Consider the following 16,858-nt stretch of genomic DNA (forward strand, 5'->3'; position numbering starts at 1 on the left):
TCATCCACAATTGCGAGTATGCAGAAATAGTTAGTTGTTAGAGGACATGGTGGTGGGTGCAATTGCGTCTCAACAGAGTGTCACCCAGCATCTGAACGTCAAAGGCGGTCAACGTTTACAAGGCACCTTGACCGTGAGCGGTGCCAAAAATTCAGCCCTGGTGTTGATGACAGCCAGTCTGTTGACCGATGAAACGGTCGAATTAGTCAATGTTCCAGACCTAACTGATATTCAAGGAATGGGCGACATTCTGGGTGCGCTTGGAGTGCAGGTTGAGCGCAGTGATGGTCGGGTGGCTCTAACTGCAAAACAACTCACTAATGCAGAGCCTCCCTACGAACTCGTCAATAGCCTGCGCGCCAGTTTTTTCAGCATTGGCTCCCTCCTCGGTCGAATGGGTCACGCCAAAGTTCCTCTCCCAGGTGGATGCCGTATTGGAGCCCGGCCCGTTGTGGAACACATTCGTGGACTTAAGGCTCTTGGCGCAGTCGTCACCGTCCAACACGGCATCGTGACGGCTTCGGCAAAAGGGTCCAACCGACGACTCAAGGGCGCTGCCATCGTTTTGGATTGCCCCAGCGTGGGCGCCACAGAAACAATTTTGATGGCCGCCGTCCTCGCGGAAGGCACCACCAAAATCGAAAACGCTGCTCAAGAACCCGAGGTTCAAGACCTTGCCAACCTGCTGAATGTGATGGGAGCCAAGGTGACTGGCGCAGGGGGACCCGTGATCACGGTTGAAGGAGTGCCTTCACTTCATGGTTGCCGCGGTTACGCCGTAATTCCTGATCGCATCGAAGCCGGCACCTTTCTCATGGCTGCTGCGATTACCCGTTCCAGCATGTGTGTAGAGCCGGTTGTACCAGAGCACATGAACGCTGTTCTTCAAAAATTGCGTGATTGCGGTTGCTCCCTCGAGATCAACGGCAGAAGCATCCAAATCACCCCTGGGGACATCGTTGCAACAGACATCACAACCCAACCTTTCCCTGGCTTTCCGACCGACCTTCAGGCTCCGTTCATGGCCCTGATGTCAACGGCGAAAGGCACCAGCGTGATCAGCGAAAAAATCTATGAAAATCGGCTTCAGCACGTTGCTGAGCTGCAACGCATGGGGGCTGCCATTCGCGTTGATGGCAGCACGGCCATCGTTCAAGGCGTGCCGTCCCTCAGCGGTGCACCCGTCACCGGCAGTGATCTTCGAGCAGCGGCGGCGATGGTGCTGGCGGGATTATCAGCATGCGGCACCACTCAGGTGTCGGGTTTGGGCCACCTCGATCGTGGCTACGACAACGTTGAAGCCAAGCTTCGTGGTGTAGGCGCAACCGTTGAACGCGACGGTTTCTAAACCAGTCGGTTGAATTCCTGAAACGGGGACGTCAGTCCATACAATTGACGTGCGGGAGCATGGCGGAATTGGTAGACGCAGTGCACTCAAAATGCACCGACTTCGGTCTTCTCGGTTCAAGTCCGAGTGCTCCCACTGCAATCATGGGCACCTACAACCGTTATCCACTGACTTTGGTCAGTGGACGCGGCTGTTGGCTTCGCGACGATCAAGGGCATCGATATTTGGACGCGGTGGCAGGAATCGCCACTTGCACGTTGGGCCACAGCGACAGGGTGATGCGTCGTGCGCTGAAGGATCAGCTGAATCGACTGCAGCACGTCTCCAACCTGTACCAAATCCCAGAGCAAGAACAACTGGCCCGCTGGCTCGTCGACAACAGCTGCGCCGATAGCGTTTTTTTCTGCAACTCCGGGGCTGAGGCCAATGAAGCGGCCATCAAGTTGGCTCGCAAGCATGGCCATCAACGCCTTGGCATCGAACGCCCGGTCATCCTGACGGCAGCGGCCAGTTTTCACGGGCGAACCTTGGCAGCCGTCAGCGCCACGGGTCAGCCGAGATATCACAAGGGTTTTGAACCCATGGTGGAGGGTTTCGAAACCTTCGAATACAACAACCTTGCCAGTTTTGAGGCCTTACTTGCGCGTTCGGAAGCCAATGGCCCAAGGGTGTCGGCTGTCTTGATCGAACCGCTTCAGGGGGAAGGGGGAGTCATTCCCGGCGATCCAGCCATTTTTCAAGCGATCCGGCGCCATTGCAGCCAAAGAGAGATCCTGCTGATCTTCGACGAAGTGCAAGTCGGCATGGGCCGTAGCGGTCAACTTTGGGGTTATGAGCAGCTTGGGGTCACCCCTGACGCCATCACCTTGGCGAAAGGCCTCGGCGGTGGCCATGCCATTGGTGCCTTGCTGGTGAACCAACAGGCCGACATTTTTGAACCCGGCGACCACGCCAGCACCTTTGGAGGCAATCCATTTGCCTGTCGAGCCGGTCTCACCGTGGCGAGGGAACTGGAACGACGTCATTTGCTCCGCAATGTGCGCGAGCGCGGTGAGCAGCTACGCCACGGACTGGAAACCCTGGTCGAACGCTTCCCCAACGTGCTGCACCAGGCCAGAGGGTGGGGCCTTCTGCAAGGTCTCGTACTTCGAGACGATTGCGAACTCAATGCCGGAGCTGTTGTGAAAGCGGCTCTCGATCAAAAACTGCTACTCGTGCCCGCAGGTCCGAAGGTTGTGCGCATGGTGCCTGCCCTTGTGATCTCCCGTCGAGACGTGTCTGCACTTCTCGCACGCTTGGAGCGCACACTCCAACTGCTTCAGGCGTGACGCACCCCCCGGACGCTGCGCTGCACCGTCTGATTCAGCGCCTTCTGCCACCGTTCGAACAACGGGGCATGGATTTATCCCTCGAACGAATGCATCGCGTTCTCTCTGCATTGGGAGACCCTTGCGGCAACACACCCGCTGTCCAGGTTGTGGGAACCAATGGAAAAGGGTCGATCGCTTGCATGATCCACAGCGGTTTATCCGCAGCTGGTGTGAATTCCGGACTCACCACCTCACCCCACCTGGTGAGTTGGTGCGAGCGGATTTGCATTAATCAAACCCCAATCACGCAGGTGGAACTCCACCAGCGGTTACAAGCGCTGGAACCCTTTGCGGAAGAGCACCACCTCACCACATTTGAGCGGTTGATCACCGCAGCGTTGATGCACTTCGAAGCCCATGACGTGGATTGGCTGGTGCTGGAGGCAGGACTCGGTGGCCGCCTCGATGCCACCACAGCCCACCCCCAACGTCCGCTGATTGCCGTGGGTGCGATTGGCATCGATCACCGCGAACATCTCGGAAACACGCTGACGGCCATTAGCCGAGAAAAGGCAGCTGCTATCAGCCCCGGCGCCCACGTGATCAGTGCTGCACAACTGGATCCTGTGCGTGCCGTTTTGGAAGAGCACACACGCATGGTGGGCGCCACCCTCGAGTGGGTTGAGCCACTACCCGATGCTTGGGATCTTGGCTTGCCAGGAACCCTGCAACGACATAACGGCGCCGTCGCCTATGGCGCTCTCCAAGAGATCCGGAGGTTGGGCGCCAACATTTCGGAGCAATCCATCCGGGAAGGGCTCGCCAAGGCCCATTGGCCAGGTCGCCTTCAAACGGTGCTCTGGAACGAGCGACCGATCCGTCTGGACGGAGCCCATAACCCTGCTGCCGCGGCCCAATTAGCCCAAGAACGTGCGTGCTGGTGCGATCGCCAACAAGCTCAGATTTGGATTTTGGGAATTCAAGCCCACAAACAAGCCCCCGAAATGCTGCAGCTTCTGCTGGAACCCAACGACTTCGCCTGGATCATCCCCGTGCCAGGACACCAAAGTTGGACCCTGGATCGTTTATCCGAGGCGTGTCCAAACCTTGCCAATCAGATGGGAGGCGCCAATGACGTGCTGGAGGTGCTGAATCGGCTGGTCTCAGCACCTGGCTCTTGGCCCAATCCATCTCCACTCATTGCTGGGTCGCTTTATCTGCTCGGTGAATTGATGGCCCAACGGACTATTGAGGCAAAGTGAAAAGGGTTATGGACCAGACCGTGATGCGCCATTCGGTTTTGCGAGCAGCTCTGGCAGTCGTGCTCATGGTGTGTCTTTGGGTTGCGCCCAGTACCGCCATCGCCCTCGACACCTCCGCCGGTTTTGGATTGCAAGATCGTGCGCTCTTTCAGGAAACGGTCGATTACACCCTCACCAACCAAAGCAACGGGGATTTTCGAGGTCAAAATCTGGCCAACACCTCATTTGCTGGAGCGACAGGCCGGGGGGCCGATTTTCGCGACGCGAACCTCCATGGCGCAATCCTCACGCAAGGGGCTTTTGCTGAAGCGGATTTCCGAGGAGCCGACCTATCCGATGCCCTAATGGACCGTGCCGATTTCGTGGCCACAGATCTGCGGGATGCCGTCCTAATTGGCGTGATCGCTTCAGGCAGCAGTTTCAGTAAAGCCCTGATTGAAGGCGCCGATTTCACCGACGCCCTGCTGGATCGTGATGACCAACGACTCCTATGCCGCGATGCCGATGGCATCAATCCAACCACCGGCATATCCACCTTCGACAGCTTGGGCTGTTGAGTTTCGTTCAGCTGTTTTGAGCACGCTCGAGCCAACCCCGAAGTTTGCCGGGATTCATCAGGCCATCCGGATCAAAGCGTTGTTTGGCTGAAACTTGATCACCGTCCACAACACCAAGTCCCCCATCTTCGACAGTGATCACATGGGGGTTAAACACCACAGCGCCATGGGCACGACAGTCGTCCATGAGCTGCTCCAACAACGCAGCTCCACGCCAACGCACGAGGGGTAACGCCGCCACACGCACGGAACCTTGCTGCTTCACAAGCTCCAGATGCCAAAGCAAATCATCGCCCCAATGGTCTCGAAGCGCCTGCATGGCAGGGAGTTCTGGTTGAGGTAACAGCATTTGCAGGTACGTCCAACCCGGCTCCGAAGCGCGCATATGCAGCGTGGTGTGATTCCAACTCAGTTCCCGTAAACCATTACCAGCATTGAAATCCTCTGGGCCAAGATCCTGCAGGTCAGCCCCGGCATGAGCGGCCAACCGTTTCAGGCTTGCGATGCCATCCGGGGCCACCAACAACAACAACCTGTGATGCCCCTTGGCCGGGCCACTCCAGCCAGGCAAGCGCTCCAAAACGGAGGCCTCTAAGGCCGTCGCGAGCTGGAGCGACACAGCGGAACGTCCACACGCCAACAACACGGCCACGGCATCGGCCCAATCCATGCAGTCGATGCAGACCTGATGCCAGTTCACCGCAGGAGCCGTAGACAACGTCAACGCCGTAATGATCCCGTTCGTGCCGTAGGAATGGTTCAGTGCTTCCGCCTCAACTTCATTCAATTGATGGCAGTGGGCATCCGTCGTCATCGGCACGACCTCAAGACCCAACAAGTGACCTGGATCGCGCAAAAATCCCCAGCGAATCGAACCAATCCCCCCCGATCCCCCAGCAACAAATCCACCCACCGTTGCGCTACGCCAGGTACTGGGAAGCAATCGCAGCTCGCGGTGATGGCGGCGTAGCTCCTGATCCAGCTGACTCATCTGGCAACCCGGCTCCACCGTGACGATCCCCGTGACGGGATCAAACTTGCGAATACGCTGTAAACCAGTGGTGAGCATCACCACCCCGCCCTCGAGGGGAACGCATTGCCCGTAATTCCCGGTGCCAGCACCCCGCACAGTGAGAGGGACTCCATGTTTGGTACACGCTGCTGCTAACTGCTCGACGGCGGCCACCGACTGAGGGCGAGACACCAATTGCGCTCGAGCCCCCGCGAGCTTGGGACTCAGTACAGGCGAGTAGTCGTATGCATCGCGGGAACATCGCAGCAACTGTCCGGGATCGTCCTGAAGATCCAGTTCAGAAATATTGGCGAGATCATGTCTTAGAGCGAGAAGCGCATCGGCGCGAGTCATGGCTGCAGACCGTTCACTCCAAAGTGTCTAACCGTTAGATGGACGCGAATGTCGGCGACAACCATTCACCTTGAACAAGAACACGCCGAGACGACGACCCGCGCAAGACATCCGACCAGCTCGTTCCCTTAACCGCCACGAAATCGGCAGGAGCACCCCGCCGCAGCACACCATCCCAAGACAGGCCAAGAACGCCGGCCGCCGCTGTCGTGAACGGAGCCAAACCAAGACGCTGCCAAGGCAAAAGCTGCGTGAGTGGAATGGCAGCAGCCATCAACGCCAGAGGATCGAAATCACCAGCGGGGAACCAGGGATCAGCGACGTTGTCGCCAGCAACGGCCACCCGGACACCGGATCGTTGGAGTTGACGGATGGGAGCCTGAGGCCGCTTCAGTGGAGTGAGGTCGGAGCATCGCTCTAACAACCAGGCATTCGTCAGGGGAAGGGCAATCACCTGGAGATTGGCCGACATCATGCGCTCACCAAGCCGTTGCAACGCTGCCTGAGGCAGTAGCGAAAGGCTGCTGGCATGACTGCAGCTGATCGGCACCCTGACAGGAGTGATCTGCAGCGCCCGAAGCAGCTGTTTCACCCCTTGTGCCGGCGCATGGTCGGCTTCATCAATGTGCAAATCCACCGCAAGGCCATGACGATCAGCCAAGCGAAGCAAAGCCTTCAACTGCTGATCCACGGCTGGCCCAAGCATCGATGGTTCCAATACACCGCCCAACAACCCACCGCACAGAGCGAGACGCCTAGCCATAGATTCCGCCTCAGCGCTCGTCCAAAAGGCAAGGGGCGCCAGGGCTACCAGTTGAAGCTCCACTCGACCCTGCCAACGCCTTTGGAGCAGCTCAAGCGCCTCCCAACTCGACGCAGCGCCAGGACCACCACTATCAATGTGGCTACGGACGGCCCTCAAACCCTGCGTGAACGCTTGCTGTAGAGCCCTTTCTCCGCGGGACAACACCACCTCAGTCGAGCGAGATTGATGCTCCACCAAATTGGCCTTCAATGCCCCCTCGTAGGTGCCGAGAAGATTGGGATGGTCCTGCCATGTGAAGGCTTTATCGAGATGCACATGGGCATCAACAAACCGTGGCAGCACCACATGCGCTGGTGGAGGTTCACCCGCATCTAGAGGCCGTAGATCCTCCAAGAGGCCCTCACACCAATCGATTTGAACAGGAGTGAAACCCTCAAGCGTGCATGCCGGCACAGATTGATCAGCCGGAAGCTCAAGCAATCCCCGCGGGATCCAGGCTTGCAGGGAGTCGGATCGATTGAGGGTCTGATTCACTCCTTCGTACCCGGATTCGTTTCAGCCCGCAGCACCACAAAACGACCCGCCAATCCGAGACTTAAGACCTCCACCTCCGGCAGACTCAAACCCGGCAACAACGTCTCAGCTTCAAGTTGAGTGACATAAAAGCTGCCGATTCCGAAGTTCCAACGCGTTGTGAAGCGACCGGCCAAATCAGCAAGAGCCCCTCGCTGCGATGTCACCAGAGCGGAACAATCTTTGACCCATAACCGCAGCAACATCGATAACGCGTTTTCGTCGCAGAGTTCTGCAGTAGCGAGAAGCACCAACTGATCACCGGCATGGGCTTCGTAATCATCAAAGGACGGGTTGGTCCAAATGAGCGCCAGAGCCCCAGCGACACCAAAGCTCGCCGCCAGCAATGCCGTGACGGGCGGATGCTGACGTGTGAAAAAGCGGGACACTTGGTGAGCCGTGGCACGAATTGGTAGATTCTTACCGACACGGCGGGTGTCGCCAAGTGGTTAAGGCAGCGGCTTGTGGTGCCGCCATCCGGGGGTTCGAATCCCCTCATCCGCCCTCAACTTTCAGCCTGGCTTGCATCGCTTCTTTCCGAACGGATTGGATGGCGTTAGGAATCAACCACAAAAGGTTTGCACCGCAATATCAGAAGATGGGGAGATGACAGCGACATCCCTGAAAACGTTGACCCCACCGTCTAAACAGGGGCTGGATCAAAACCGTCGCAGCTATTGGATTACCACCTTTGGCTGCCAAATGAACAAAGCCGACTCCGAGCGGATGGCAGGGATCCTCGAGTCGATGGGGTACTGCGAAGCGACAGCAGAACTCGACGCGGATTTGGTTCTCTACAACACCTGCACCATCCGCGATAACGCCGAACAGAAGGTTTACAGCTATTTGGGTCGACAGGCTCAGCGAAAACGGGACAACCCCAACCTCACCCTTGTGGTGGCTGGATGCGTCGCACAACAAGAAGGTGAATCGCTACTCCGTCGTGTGCCTGAGCTGGATCTCGTCATGGGGCCTCAGCACGCCAATCGCCTCGAGACCCTTCTGCAGCAGGTGGATAGCGGGCAGCAGGTTGTCGCCACAGAAGAGCATCACATCCTTGAAGACATCACAACTGCCCGGCGCGACAGCGCTATTTGCGGGTGGGTCAATGTGATTTATGGATGCAATGAACGCTGTACCTACTGCGTTGTGCCATCCGTACGTGGACAAGAACAATCCCGTCGGCCTGAGGCGATCCGACTTGAAATGGAGGGCTTAGCGGCCCAAGGATTTAAAGAAATCACGCTGCTGGGACAAAACATTGATGCCTATGGGCGCGATTTACCTGGGATCACAGCGGAAGGACGCCGTGAACACACCCTGACGGATCTCCTTCACCATGTTCATGACGTCGAGGGAATTGAACGCCTGCGGTTTGCCACGAGTCATCCGAGATATTTCACCGAACGATTAATTGATGCCTGCGCTGACCTTTCCAAAGTCTGCGAACACTTTCATATCCCCTTTCAAAGCGGTGATAACGCCTTGCTGAAGTCGATGGCCCGTGGTTACACCGTGGAGCGCTACCGCAGAATCATCGACCGCATTCGCGATCGGATGCCCGATGCCTCGATTAGCGCTGATGTGATTGTGGGTTTTCCTGGCGAAACAGATGCCCAATACCGTCGAACCTTGGATCTAATTGACGAGATCGCCTTCGATCAGGTGAACACAGCTGCCTATTCACCAAGGCCAAATACCCCCGCTGCTACTTGGGACAATCAGCTCCCAGAAAGCGTGAAGGTCGAGCGTCTCAAGGAAATCAATGCCTTGGTTGAACGCAATGCCCGCGAACGCAATATCCGGTATCAAGGTCGAACGGAAGAGGTTCTCGCCGAGGGCATCAATCCCAAGGACCCTGAACAACTCATGGGTCGTACACGCACTAACCGGCTCACCTTTTTCAGTGCCACATCACCCGATGGGCATCTCTACCAGCCTGGTGATCTTGTGAACGTTCGCATCGATGCGGTGCGTTCCTTTTCTCTGAGCGGCACCCCCCTGCCCAGTAACGCATTGCACTGATACGTTTGGCGCTCTTGTTTCACGGGGTCAGCCTGAGCCATGGAGTCGCGACCCACAACGATCGGTCTTGTTTTTGGCGGCTACTCCGGCGAGCACGAGGTCTCCATTCGGTCAGCGACCACCGTCATCCATGGTCTGCGAAGCGGTGAAAACAGTCAGCGCTACCGCGTGATTCCGTTCTATATCGACCAGGAAGGTCGCTGGTGGGGGGAGGCGTTCGCCAATCGTGTCTTGGCGAGTCAAAAGCCCATCGAGCCGCCTCATTCCATCGAAACCAAAGGATTTAGAGAGCTTCCCGAGGGCAGTGAAACCGTTCAGGTGTGGTACCCGGTTTTGCATGGACCCAACGGAGAAGACGGAACTGTTCAAGGCTTGTTTCAGCTGATGCGTCAACCCTTTGTTGGTGCAGGAGTCCTTGGATCAGCAGTGAGCATGGACAAGCTTGCGATGAAAGCAGCGTTCGCTGGTGCTGGCCTGTCTCAAGTGCCTTACGTCGGCCTCAATGCTTCCGATCTCGGTGATTCCGCCCGGCGTGAACATGTTTTGGATCGGATCGAAGCCGAACTGCACTACCCATGCTTTGTGAAGCCAGCGAATCTCGGCTCGTCCGTGGGGATCAGCAAAGTGCGCAACCGTCATGAGCTGGAAACAGGCCTCGACCATGCGGCGCAGCTCGACCCTCGGCTGGTGGTGGAACAGGGCGTTGATGCCCGAGAGCTGGAGTGCGCTGTTCTCGGGCGACATCAGCTTCGATCGTCTGTTGTTGGAGAAGTTCGCTTCGACGCGGATTGGTATGACTACACAACGAAATACACCGCCGGACTAAGTACAACGGTGATCCCGGCTGAGCTACCGGAAGGTGTCGCAGAGCGTGTTCAGCAACAAGCCCTCGAAGCCTGTGCAGCACTGGGCGTTGTTGGAATGGCCCGGGTGGATTTTTTCTACGACAACACCAGTCATCAACTCTGGATCAATGAGATCAATACCCTGCCCGGCTTCACAAGTCAGAGCATGTACCCCATGCTCTGGGAGGCCAGTGGAGTAACACTCGACCAGCTCGTGCACAAACTGGTTCAATCAGCAGGAGAATGAAAGCAGCGTCCCCACTGTCCCGATGAGTCACGGACTGCTCTGGCTTCCACTGCTATTTGCCTTCGTCCTGTTGGCCTCCCTTGGTTGGTTGGAACGTCGACGTCAGACGTTGTTCCGCACCTGGGCCAAGGGGTCAGAGCTCGCCAAACTTGACGGCAGCGGCGGAGCACAGCTTAAAAATGGGCAGCTCCATTGGAGCCGATTTGAAGCTGGAAAATTTCAAGATCAGGGAAGCTTCGACGTTTGCAAACTCGAATTGGTTGAACTCATGGCCCTCGCATCGGGCGATGCACCCCTCACCGACGAATCCCAAGGACCCTGTCGCCTGAGGCTGGTGGGCAAAGGCTTGCAGATGGATGTGCCGTTTGCCGATGCCGAACGGGCCAGAAACTGGGGGGGCCAACTGATGGCACGCGCCCGCTGCGATCTTTGACCCCGAAGTCAGACCGGACTGTGGCATCCCGCACTGAACGATCACAACGTCCCCTCTCTCCGCAACTCGCACGGCGTCGAGAACTGCGCCAGCGCAAACGCCGAGAGCTTGCTGTTCAAACATGGCGTGTGGTGATTTGTCTATTGCTCGGCAACGGCCTTGGCTGGTTGTTGTTGCGCCATGGATGGACCATGGACAGCATCGACAACATTGTGATCAGCGGTGATTCAGGCCTCAGAGCTGAACAAGTGGCCCAAGCGGGGCAGTTGTCTTTTCCTCAGCCTTTATTTCAACTGAGTCCTGCGGAGCTGGAGCGCCAACTTCTCCGCGACCTTCCGGTGCAATCAGCAACCGTCGAAAGGCGCCTCCATCCAGCCCGCATCGAAGTCCATCTGCTGCGTCAAACGCCGGTGGCTCGTGCGACACGACAACAAGCGGGATTACGAGAGCGCGGAATGGTCGATTCCGACGCTCGTTGGATCCCCCTCAGTGCTAACTCGACAATGCCCACGCCGTTATCGGCCATCACCGTTCATGGCTGGAGGCTGTCTCAACGACCCGCCATTGCCCAACTCCTTCAAGATCGCAACCGATTTCAAGGCAAGCTCCAAACCATCACGGTGCATCCCGATGGAGCAATCAGCTTGCGGACCAGCAGCACCGGTCGCATCGACCTCGGACAAGATCGCGGACGATTAAATGAACAAATTGACGCCATCGTTCAGCTGAGACGAACCCTGCCGCCGGAGTTATTGAAGCCGAATCAGGGTTACCTCGATCTCACAAATCCCGACCGCCCCGAGCTTCAGCTACCCGTGACATCTGTTCCCGCTGAAGAAGCCCCAATCCCTTGAGTGAGAAACGCTGCACTCCCTCAACGTCGATCAACCTGTCTTTAGTTGAGGCTAATTCGAGCCAATAACTGCTCTCAGAGACATAATGCAGCCACACATCACTCAATCTGCCGAAGCGATGGAGATGGCGAGCGGTCGAACCTCCTTAGAAAGTGCTGGTATTCAACCCAGCCAGTCGGCTCGCATCGAGGTCATCGGCGTCGGTGGTGGCGGAAGCAATGCGGTGAACCGCATGATCCTGAGCGACCTTGATGGCGTCGCTTATCGCGTTCTCAATACGGATGCGCAAGCGCTGATCCAGTCGCAGGCCATTCACCGCCTGCAACTCGGCCAAACCTTGACCCGAGGACTAGGTGCCGGCGGCAACCCCACCATCGGCCAAAAAGCTGCGGAAGAATCCCGCACCGATCTGCATGATTCGCTGCAAGGCGCCGATTTGGTGTTCATCGCGGCTGGCATGGGCGGCGGAACAGGAACGGGTGCTGCCCCCGTTGTCGCGGAAGTCGCCCGTGAGATTGGTGCCCTCACCGTCGGCATCGTCACAAAACCCTTCAGCTTTGAAGGGCGTCGGCGCATGCGCCAGGCCGATGAAGGAATTGCTCGGTTAGCTGAGCACGTCGACACTCTGATTGTGATTCCGAACGATCGCCTCCGTGATGCAATCGCAGGCTCACCGCTTCAAGAAGCATTCCGCAGCGCTGACGACGTTTTGCGGATGGGTGTCAAAGGCATTAGCGACATCATTACTTGCCCTGGCCTTGTCAACGTTGACTTTGCCGATGTCCGCTCGGTGATGACCGAAGCCGGAACAGCACTTCTCGGCATTGGCATCGGGTCTGGTCGTTCCCGTGCGATCGAAGCAGCACAAGCGGCAATCGCCAGCCCACTTCTGGAAACAGAACGCATCGATGGAGCGAAGGGCTGTGTCATCAACATCAGCGGTGGCAAGGACATGACCCTTGAGGACATGACCACAGCCTCTGAAGTGATTTACGACGTGGTGGATCCAGAAGCCAACATCATTGTTGGTGCCGTCGTTGATGAAGCGCTTGAAGGAGAGATTCACGTCACCGTGATCGCTACAGGCTTCGAAAACAACAAGACCTATCGCTCTGAACGCACAAATCGCGTCTCCAGCAATCCTTTATCGCCGCAAATCGCGGAGGAAAATGGAGCCCGGATTCCTGAGTTTTTAAGACGCCGGCAACAGGAAACCGAAAACCAGAGCTGATATCAGCATTGTTTGGTGACCCGGAGTCCACGCCTGTCCTGAGCATCCCGTGTGGCTGCTACCTTCCGGTCCTGACCAGATTTGGGCGTCAGAACCGCATGGGTCCGAGTCACTGCGATGCTAGCAATGTGATGCAGGGGAGAGCAAAAGTTTCATGCGTCCCTTCGACCTGATCCGTTTCAAGCAGAGCGGACGCCCAATCACCATGCTGACGGCTTGGGATTGCTTGTCGGCTGCCCTCGTTGAGGCGGCTGGGGCCGACGTGGTTTTGGTGGGTGATTCGTTGGGGATGGTGGCGCTGGGCCATGCCACAACGCTGCCAGTCACCCTCGATCAAATGCTGCATCACACCCTGGCTGTAGCCAGAGGGTTTACGGCATCCCATGACCAGCAGCCGCTGCTCGTTTGTGACTTGCCCTTCCTTAGCTATCAATGCGGTCCAGACCTTGCTGTGGCTGCCGCAGGAAAACTGCTCAAAGAATCCTCCGCAGCGGCGGTGAAACTAGAGGGAGCAGATCCCGAGATCGTGGCTGTGGTGGACCGGCTAGTGCGAATGGGCATCCCGGTCATGGGTCACTTGGGCCTGACGCCTCAAGCGGTGCATCGTTTGGGGTACCGACGCCAAGCCCTGGATCCAGTGAGTCAAGACCGGCTGATCGAACAGGCCTTGACCCTGGAAAAAACAGGTTGTTTTGCCCTCGTGCTGGAGCATGTCCCCAGTGAGCTGGCCGCGCGAGCAAGGCATGAGCTCGGAATTCCTGTGATTGGCATTGGCGCCGGAGACGACTGCGATGGGCAGGTCCGTGTCACAGCAGATCTCTTGGGCCTGACCCCACATCAACCTCCATTCAGCCCCCCCCAATTGAATGGACGCCAGCTTTGTATTGAGGCCCTCAGGGGCTGGATACAGGAGCACCAGAGCAGCTCTCCCACCACAGCACCACCTCAAGCAGAACCCGATTGCTGAGGGCCATCCCCTCTGGATCTTTTAAACACCAGCGACCGGCACGCCGCTGCATCAATCCCTCTTTGAGGAATGGAGCCCATCGCTCTTCCAAGGATGTGATCTGAGCAGAGCTCAGATCGAATGCAGTCAAATCCATTCCCTCCTCACGCCGCAAGCCCACCAGCAGCTGCTCATCGAGGGGCACTCCGAATCCACCCTCCGGTTCGCGAGGATCGTTTAACCACGCTGAATAGGCCTCACGGGTCCGCGGTCGAGCGACGCGTTCTCCCCATGGGGCGGATGTTGCCCCCATGCCAAATCCCCACCAACCGGATCCGCTCCAATACACCCGGTTGTGCCGCGATGCATGGCCAGGTCTTGCATGGTTCGAAATTTCGTAGCGGCGAAAACCCGCTTCGGATAGGCGCGAGGATGTCAGTGCCATCAGATCGCACGAAACATCGTCGTCGGGCAAGGTCAGGTCACCGTGATGAAGCCTGTGGTGGAAAACGGTTCCAGGTTCAACAGAAAGGTCGTAGATCGAGATATGAGGCGATCCACAGGCGATGGCCTGATTCAATTGATGGCACCAGTCCTCAAGGGTCTGCCCAGGGAGGCTCTGAATCAAATCCAAGCTCCAGGAGCTCAGTTCACCAGACCGATGGGCATCGTCCATCCATTCGCAGGCCTCTAAAAGATCCTTGGAGCGATGGCGTCGACCCAATTGTTCCAAGACCCCATCGTCAAAACTTTGCCCTCCAAGACTGATCCGATTCACCCCAAAGGCCAAAACTTCCTTCAGCTGATGCTGATCAAAACTGGCGGGATCCATCTCCAGGGTGATTTCCGCACCTTCTTGCAGGCCATAACGCAACCGAAGCTGACCCAGTAACTCGGCGATCTGAGCTGGGCTTAAAAGCGATGGAGTTCCGCCACCGAAGTACACCGTTGAAAGCGGTGGACCCTTTGGCGCAGAAGCGATCTCGTGATGCAAGACCTGGAGATAACTTTGGATCGAAGCACTCCCTGGTCCCTGGCCACCGCGGGCCCGATCTCCGAGGGGAACAACAGCAAAGTCGCAGTAGTAACAGCGACGGTGGCAGAAGGGAATGTGGAGGTAGGCGCTGCGAGGTGGAGCGGGATAAGGCATGCTTCGATTATTCGGACTGAGCTGCCACGACCTGAACCCATGGTGGATCCGCTCATCCTGCTGCTGTTCATCCTCTCTGGCTCAGCCGCTGGGTGGATGGGAATTCATCTCCTTCCGATCGGGGTGGTGAATGAAACCACCGATGCGGAACAACTTCGTTTGATCCTGACCGCGTCAGGCGGTGGCATCGGATTGATCGCTGGATTGGTCTTCAAAAGGCTGCGGATCAGCCTGATGCAGCAGGTCCGCACGATGCCGACCGACCTGCTCGTGAGCCGAGCCTTGGGATTAATCCTGGGCTTGCTGGTAGCCAACTTGTTGCTGCTTCCAGTTTTGCTGCTGCCTTTCTCTGGCGGCGTTGCCTTAGTGAAGCCACTTCTGGCAGTCGTTAGCAATGTGTTTTTCGGAATTTTGGGAAGCAACCTTGCCGAAGTGCACGGTCGCACCCTGCTTCGACTATTCAACCCAGCAAGCACAGAGGCGCTTCTTGTGGCCGATGGGGTGCTCACCCCTGCCACCGCAAAAATCCTCGATACAAGCGTGATCATCGATGGACGGATTCGCGGCATGCTCGCCTGTGGCCTGTTGGAAGGTCAGGTGATCGTTGCGGAGTCTGTGATCGATGAGATGCAGCAACTGTCGGATTCCACCAACATCGAAAAACGGGCTAAAGGGCGACGAGGACTGAAATTACTGAGAGATTTACGTGAAACCTATGGCCGCAGGCTGGTGATCAACAGCACCCGGTACGACGGCAAAGGCACCGACGACCGATTGCTTCAGCTCGCAGGCGATACCGGCGGAACTTTGGTAACAGCAGACTTCAACCTGGCCCAAGTCGCTCAAGTGAAATCCCTCAAAGTGATGAATCTGAGTGAGCTAGTCATTGCGCTTCGCCCAGAAGTACAACCCGGTGATGAACTCAATTTAAAAATCGTTCGGGAAGGCAAAGAATCCAGCCAAGGAGTTGGCTACCTCGAAGACGGAACGATGGTGGTGATCAATGATGCGCGGGAACTCATTGGTCAGCGTCGTCCTGTCGTGGTAACCGGTGCCTTACAAACACCAACCGGTCGCATGGTGTTTGGTCGGCTCGAGACCAACAAAGACAGCAAAACCACTAGTAAGGGAAAAAGTCAGGGCAAGACCGAGGCCAAGACCAAAACTGATCAAACCACGACTCAACGACCCATCGACCCCCGCTAGGCTTTTTTCACTCGAGATGATGCGAGGAAATGACCACGTCTGCTCCTTATTACGGCGACGGCGCCGCAATGAGAACGCCTCCTCCCGATCTCCCTTCTTTGCTTCTCAAAGAACGGATTGTTTATTTGGGGCTCCCACTTTTCTCCGATGACGATGCCAAGCGTCAAATGGGCATCGATGTCACTGAATTAATTATTGCCCAGCTGCTTTTTCTGGAATTTGATGATCCAGAAAAGCCAATTTATTTCTATATCAATTCGACGGGAACGAGTTGGTACTCGGGTGATGCCATTGGCTTTGAAACAGAGGCTTTCGCCATCTGCGACACCCTTCGCTACGTCAAACCTCCCGTACACACGATTTGTATCGGCCAGGCCATGGGAACCGCGGCAGTGATTCTGTCTGCCGGAACCAAGGGTCAGCGGGCTGCTCTGCCCCATTCGTCCATCGTTTTGCATCAGCCTCGCAGTGGCGCTCAGGGGCAGGCGACCGACATCCAGATCAGAGCCAAAGAGGTTTTGCATAACAAGCAAGCCATGCTCGAGATCCTCTCCAACAACACGGGGCGCACCGTCGAAGAGTTGAGCAAAAATTCCGACAGGATGAGTTACCTCACCCCCCACGAAGCCGTCGAATTCGGCCTCATCGACAGGGTCTTGAGTAGCCGTAAAGACCTCCCTGGCTCCACAACAGCCAACTAATCGTTTTCGATATCCATTTTTTTCACCACTTCCCCGAC

Annotated in this window: 16 protein-coding genes, 2 tRNA genes and 1 other RNA gene; 14 read left to right on the forward strand and 5 right to left on the reverse strand. The window is 56.9% G+C overall.

Features of this window, described 5'->3' with window-relative positions; translation table 11 throughout:
- Nucleotides 1–46 precede the first annotated feature (46 nt).
- From murA to SYNCC9902_RS07750, 5 genes are all read left to right on the forward strand, one after another.
- On the forward strand, nt 47–1,348 hold the full coding sequence (murA, locus tag SYNCC9902_RS07730) for a UDP-N-acetylglucosamine 1-carboxyvinyltransferase (protein WP_041425474.1): 1,302 nt from the start codon (nt 47–49) through the stop codon (nt 1,346–1,348).
- A gap of 53 nt (nt 1,349–1,401) precedes the next feature.
- Nucleotides 1,402–1,483: transfer RNA gene (locus SYNCC9902_RS07735), tRNA-Leu, on the forward strand.
- Nucleotides 1,484–1,491: 8 nt separating this feature from the next.
- A complete protein-coding gene (locus SYNCC9902_RS07740) occupies nt 1,492–2,676 on the forward strand; it encodes an aspartate aminotransferase family protein (RefSeq protein ID WP_011360310.1) in 1,185 nt (394 codons plus the stop codon).
- Nucleotides 2,673–3,920: a bifunctional folylpolyglutamate synthase/dihydrofolate synthase gene (locus SYNCC9902_RS07745; RefSeq protein WP_011360311.1), complete on the forward strand. Its 1,248-nt coding sequence runs from the start codon at nt 2,673–2,675 to the stop codon at nt 3,918–3,920. The genes SYNCC9902_RS07740 and SYNCC9902_RS07745 overlap by 4 nt, the downstream gene beginning before the upstream one ends.
- 23 nt (nt 3,921–3,943) lie before the next feature.
- Nucleotides 3,944–4,477: a pentapeptide repeat-containing protein gene (locus SYNCC9902_RS07750; RefSeq protein WP_049749489.1), complete on the forward strand. Its 534-nt coding sequence runs from the start codon at nt 3,944–3,946 to the stop codon at nt 4,475–4,477.
- Between the two features lie 7 nt (nt 4,478–4,484).
- Here SYNCC9902_RS07750 and SYNCC9902_RS07755 read toward each other — a convergent pair whose 3' ends face one another.
- The 3 genes from SYNCC9902_RS07755 to SYNCC9902_RS07765 are packed head-to-tail and all read right to left on the reverse strand — an operon-like array spanning nt 4,485 to nt 7,571.
- Nucleotides 4,485–5,843 (reverse strand): FAD-binding oxidoreductase, encoded by a 1,359-nt coding sequence (locus SYNCC9902_RS07755; RefSeq protein WP_011360313.1) that lies wholly within the window; start codon nt 5,841–5,843, stop codon nt 4,485–4,487.
- A 34-nt stretch (nt 5,844–5,877) separates the two neighbouring features.
- Entirely contained in the window at nt 5,878–7,143 is a 1,266-nt protein-coding gene (locus SYNCC9902_RS07760) for an amidohydrolase family protein (RefSeq protein ID WP_011360314.1), read from the reverse strand.
- Nucleotides 7,140–7,571 (reverse strand): DUF4359 domain-containing protein, encoded by a 432-nt coding sequence (locus SYNCC9902_RS07765; RefSeq protein WP_011360315.1) that lies wholly within the window; start codon nt 7,569–7,571, stop codon nt 7,140–7,142. Before SYNCC9902_RS07765 ends, SYNCC9902_RS07760 begins: the two co-directional genes overlap by 4 nt.
- 42 nt (nt 7,572–7,613) lie before the next feature.
- On the opposite strand from SYNCC9902_RS07765, the gene SYNCC9902_RS07770 reads away from it, so the two are divergent.
- From SYNCC9902_RS07770 to ftsZ, 6 genes are all read left to right on the forward strand, one after another.
- Nucleotides 7,614–7,686: transfer RNA gene (locus SYNCC9902_RS07770), tRNA-His, on the forward strand.
- Between the two features lie 102 nt (nt 7,687–7,788).
- Nucleotides 7,789–9,207 (forward strand): tRNA (N6-isopentenyl adenosine(37)-C2)-methylthiotransferase MiaB, encoded by a 1,419-nt coding sequence (gene miaB, locus SYNCC9902_RS07775; protein WP_011360316.1) that lies wholly within the window; start codon nt 7,789–7,791, stop codon nt 9,205–9,207.
- Nucleotides 9,208–9,246: 39 nt separating this feature from the next.
- Nucleotides 9,247–10,299, forward strand: coding sequence for a D-alanine--D-alanine ligase family protein (locus SYNCC9902_RS07780; RefSeq protein ID WP_011360317.1), 1,053 nt, complete (start codon nt 9,247–9,249; stop codon nt 10,297–10,299).
- A gap of 22 nt (nt 10,300–10,321) precedes the next feature.
- Nucleotides 10,322–10,732 (forward strand): hypothetical protein, encoded by a 411-nt coding sequence (locus SYNCC9902_RS07785; protein ID WP_011360318.1) that lies wholly within the window; start codon nt 10,322–10,324, stop codon nt 10,730–10,732.
- Nucleotides 10,729–11,586: a cell division protein FtsQ/DivIB gene (locus SYNCC9902_RS07790; protein WP_232179201.1), complete on the forward strand. Its 858-nt coding sequence runs from the start codon at nt 10,729–10,731 to the stop codon at nt 11,584–11,586. The genes SYNCC9902_RS07785 and SYNCC9902_RS07790 overlap by 4 nt, the downstream gene beginning before the upstream one ends.
- An 85-nt stretch (nt 11,587–11,671) precedes the next feature.
- Entirely contained in the window at nt 11,672–12,817 is a 1,146-nt protein-coding gene (gene ftsZ / locus SYNCC9902_RS07795; RefSeq protein WP_011360320.1) for a cell division protein FtsZ, read from the forward strand.
- A gap of 14 nt (nt 12,818–12,831) precedes the next feature.
- On the opposite strand, the gene ffs is transcribed toward ftsZ, so the two are convergent.
- Nucleotides 12,832–12,928, reverse strand: an RNA gene (gene ffs, locus SYNCC9902_RS12140) — signal recognition particle sRNA small type.
- Between the two features lie 43 nt (nt 12,929–12,971).
- On the opposite strand from ffs, the gene panB reads away from it, so the two are divergent.
- Nucleotides 12,972–13,784, forward strand: coding sequence for a 3-methyl-2-oxobutanoate hydroxymethyltransferase (panB, locus tag SYNCC9902_RS07800; protein ID WP_011360321.1), 813 nt, complete (start codon nt 12,972–12,974; stop codon nt 13,782–13,784).
- Here panB and hemW read toward each other — a convergent pair.
- The gene (gene hemW / locus SYNCC9902_RS07805; protein ID WP_011360322.1) at nt 13,711–14,913 is read right to left on the reverse strand and encodes a radical SAM family heme chaperone HemW; all 1,203 of its coding nucleotides are present in this window, start codon (nt 14,911–14,913) and stop codon (nt 13,711–13,713) included. The genes panB and hemW overlap by 74 nt on opposite strands.
- Nucleotides 14,914–14,952: 39 nt before the next feature.
- Here hemW and SYNCC9902_RS07810 point away from each other — a divergent pair, with 39 nt between their 5' ends.
- Together SYNCC9902_RS07810 and SYNCC9902_RS07815 are read left to right on the forward strand one after the other, a co-directional pair.
- Entirely contained in the window at nt 14,953–16,119 is a 1,167-nt protein-coding gene (locus SYNCC9902_RS07810) for a PIN/TRAM domain-containing protein (protein WP_011360323.1), read from the forward strand.
- Between the two features lie 29 nt (nt 16,120–16,148).
- Nucleotides 16,149–16,820 carry an ATP-dependent Clp protease proteolytic subunit gene (locus SYNCC9902_RS07815; RefSeq protein ID WP_011360324.1) on the forward strand — a complete coding sequence of 224 codons (672 nt, stop codon included), beginning with the start codon at nt 16,149–16,151 and terminating at the stop codon, nt 16,818–16,820.
- Nucleotides 16,821–16,858: the final 38 nt, after the last annotated feature.

The organism is Synechococcus sp. CC9902, from assembly GCF_000012505.1.
In the GTDB taxonomy this organism is placed as follows: Bacteria; Cyanobacteriota; Cyanobacteriia; order PCC-6307; family Cyanobiaceae; genus Parasynechococcus.

What these genes read in the sequence shown, in the direction of transcription:
- murA (WP_041425474.1), top strand. Translation starts at nt 47, where the DNA reads ATGGTGGTGGGTGCAATTGCGTCTCAACAGAGTGTCACCCAGCATCTG.
- SYNCC9902_RS07740 (WP_011360310.1), top strand. Translation starts at nt 1,492, where the DNA reads ATGGGCACCTACAACCGTTATCCACTGACTTTGGTCAGTGGACGCGGC.
- SYNCC9902_RS07750 (WP_049749489.1), top strand. Translation starts at nt 3,944, where the DNA reads ATGCGCCATTCGGTTTTGCGAGCAGCTCTGGCAGTCGTGCTCATGGTG.
- SYNCC9902_RS07755 (WP_011360313.1), bottom strand. Translation starts at nt 5,843, where the DNA reads ATGACTCGCGCCGATGCGCTTCTCGCTCTAAGACATGATCTCGCCAAT.
- miaB (WP_011360316.1), top strand. Translation starts at nt 7,789, where the DNA reads ATGACAGCGACATCCCTGAAAACGTTGACCCCACCGTCTAAACAGGGG.
- SYNCC9902_RS07780 (WP_011360317.1), top strand. Translation starts at nt 9,247, where the DNA reads ATGGAGTCGCGACCCACAACGATCGGTCTTGTTTTTGGCGGCTACTCC.
- SYNCC9902_RS07785 (WP_011360318.1), top strand. Translation starts at nt 10,322, where the DNA reads ATGAGTCACGGACTGCTCTGGCTTCCACTGCTATTTGCCTTCGTCCTG.
- ftsZ (WP_011360320.1), top strand. Translation starts at nt 11,672, where the DNA reads ATGCAGCCACACATCACTCAATCTGCCGAAGCGATGGAGATGGCGAGC.
- panB (WP_011360321.1), top strand. Translation starts at nt 12,972, where the DNA reads ATGCGTCCCTTCGACCTGATCCGTTTCAAGCAGAGCGGACGCCCAATC.
- hemW (WP_011360322.1), bottom strand. Translation starts at nt 14,913, where the DNA reads ATGCCTTATCCCGCTCCACCTCGCAGCGCCTACCTCCACATTCCCTTC.
- SYNCC9902_RS07810 (WP_011360323.1), top strand. Translation starts at nt 14,953, where the DNA reads ATGGTGGATCCGCTCATCCTGCTGCTGTTCATCCTCTCTGGCTCAGCC.
- SYNCC9902_RS07815 (WP_011360324.1), top strand. Translation starts at nt 16,149, where the DNA reads ATGACCACGTCTGCTCCTTATTACGGCGACGGCGCCGCAATGAGAACG.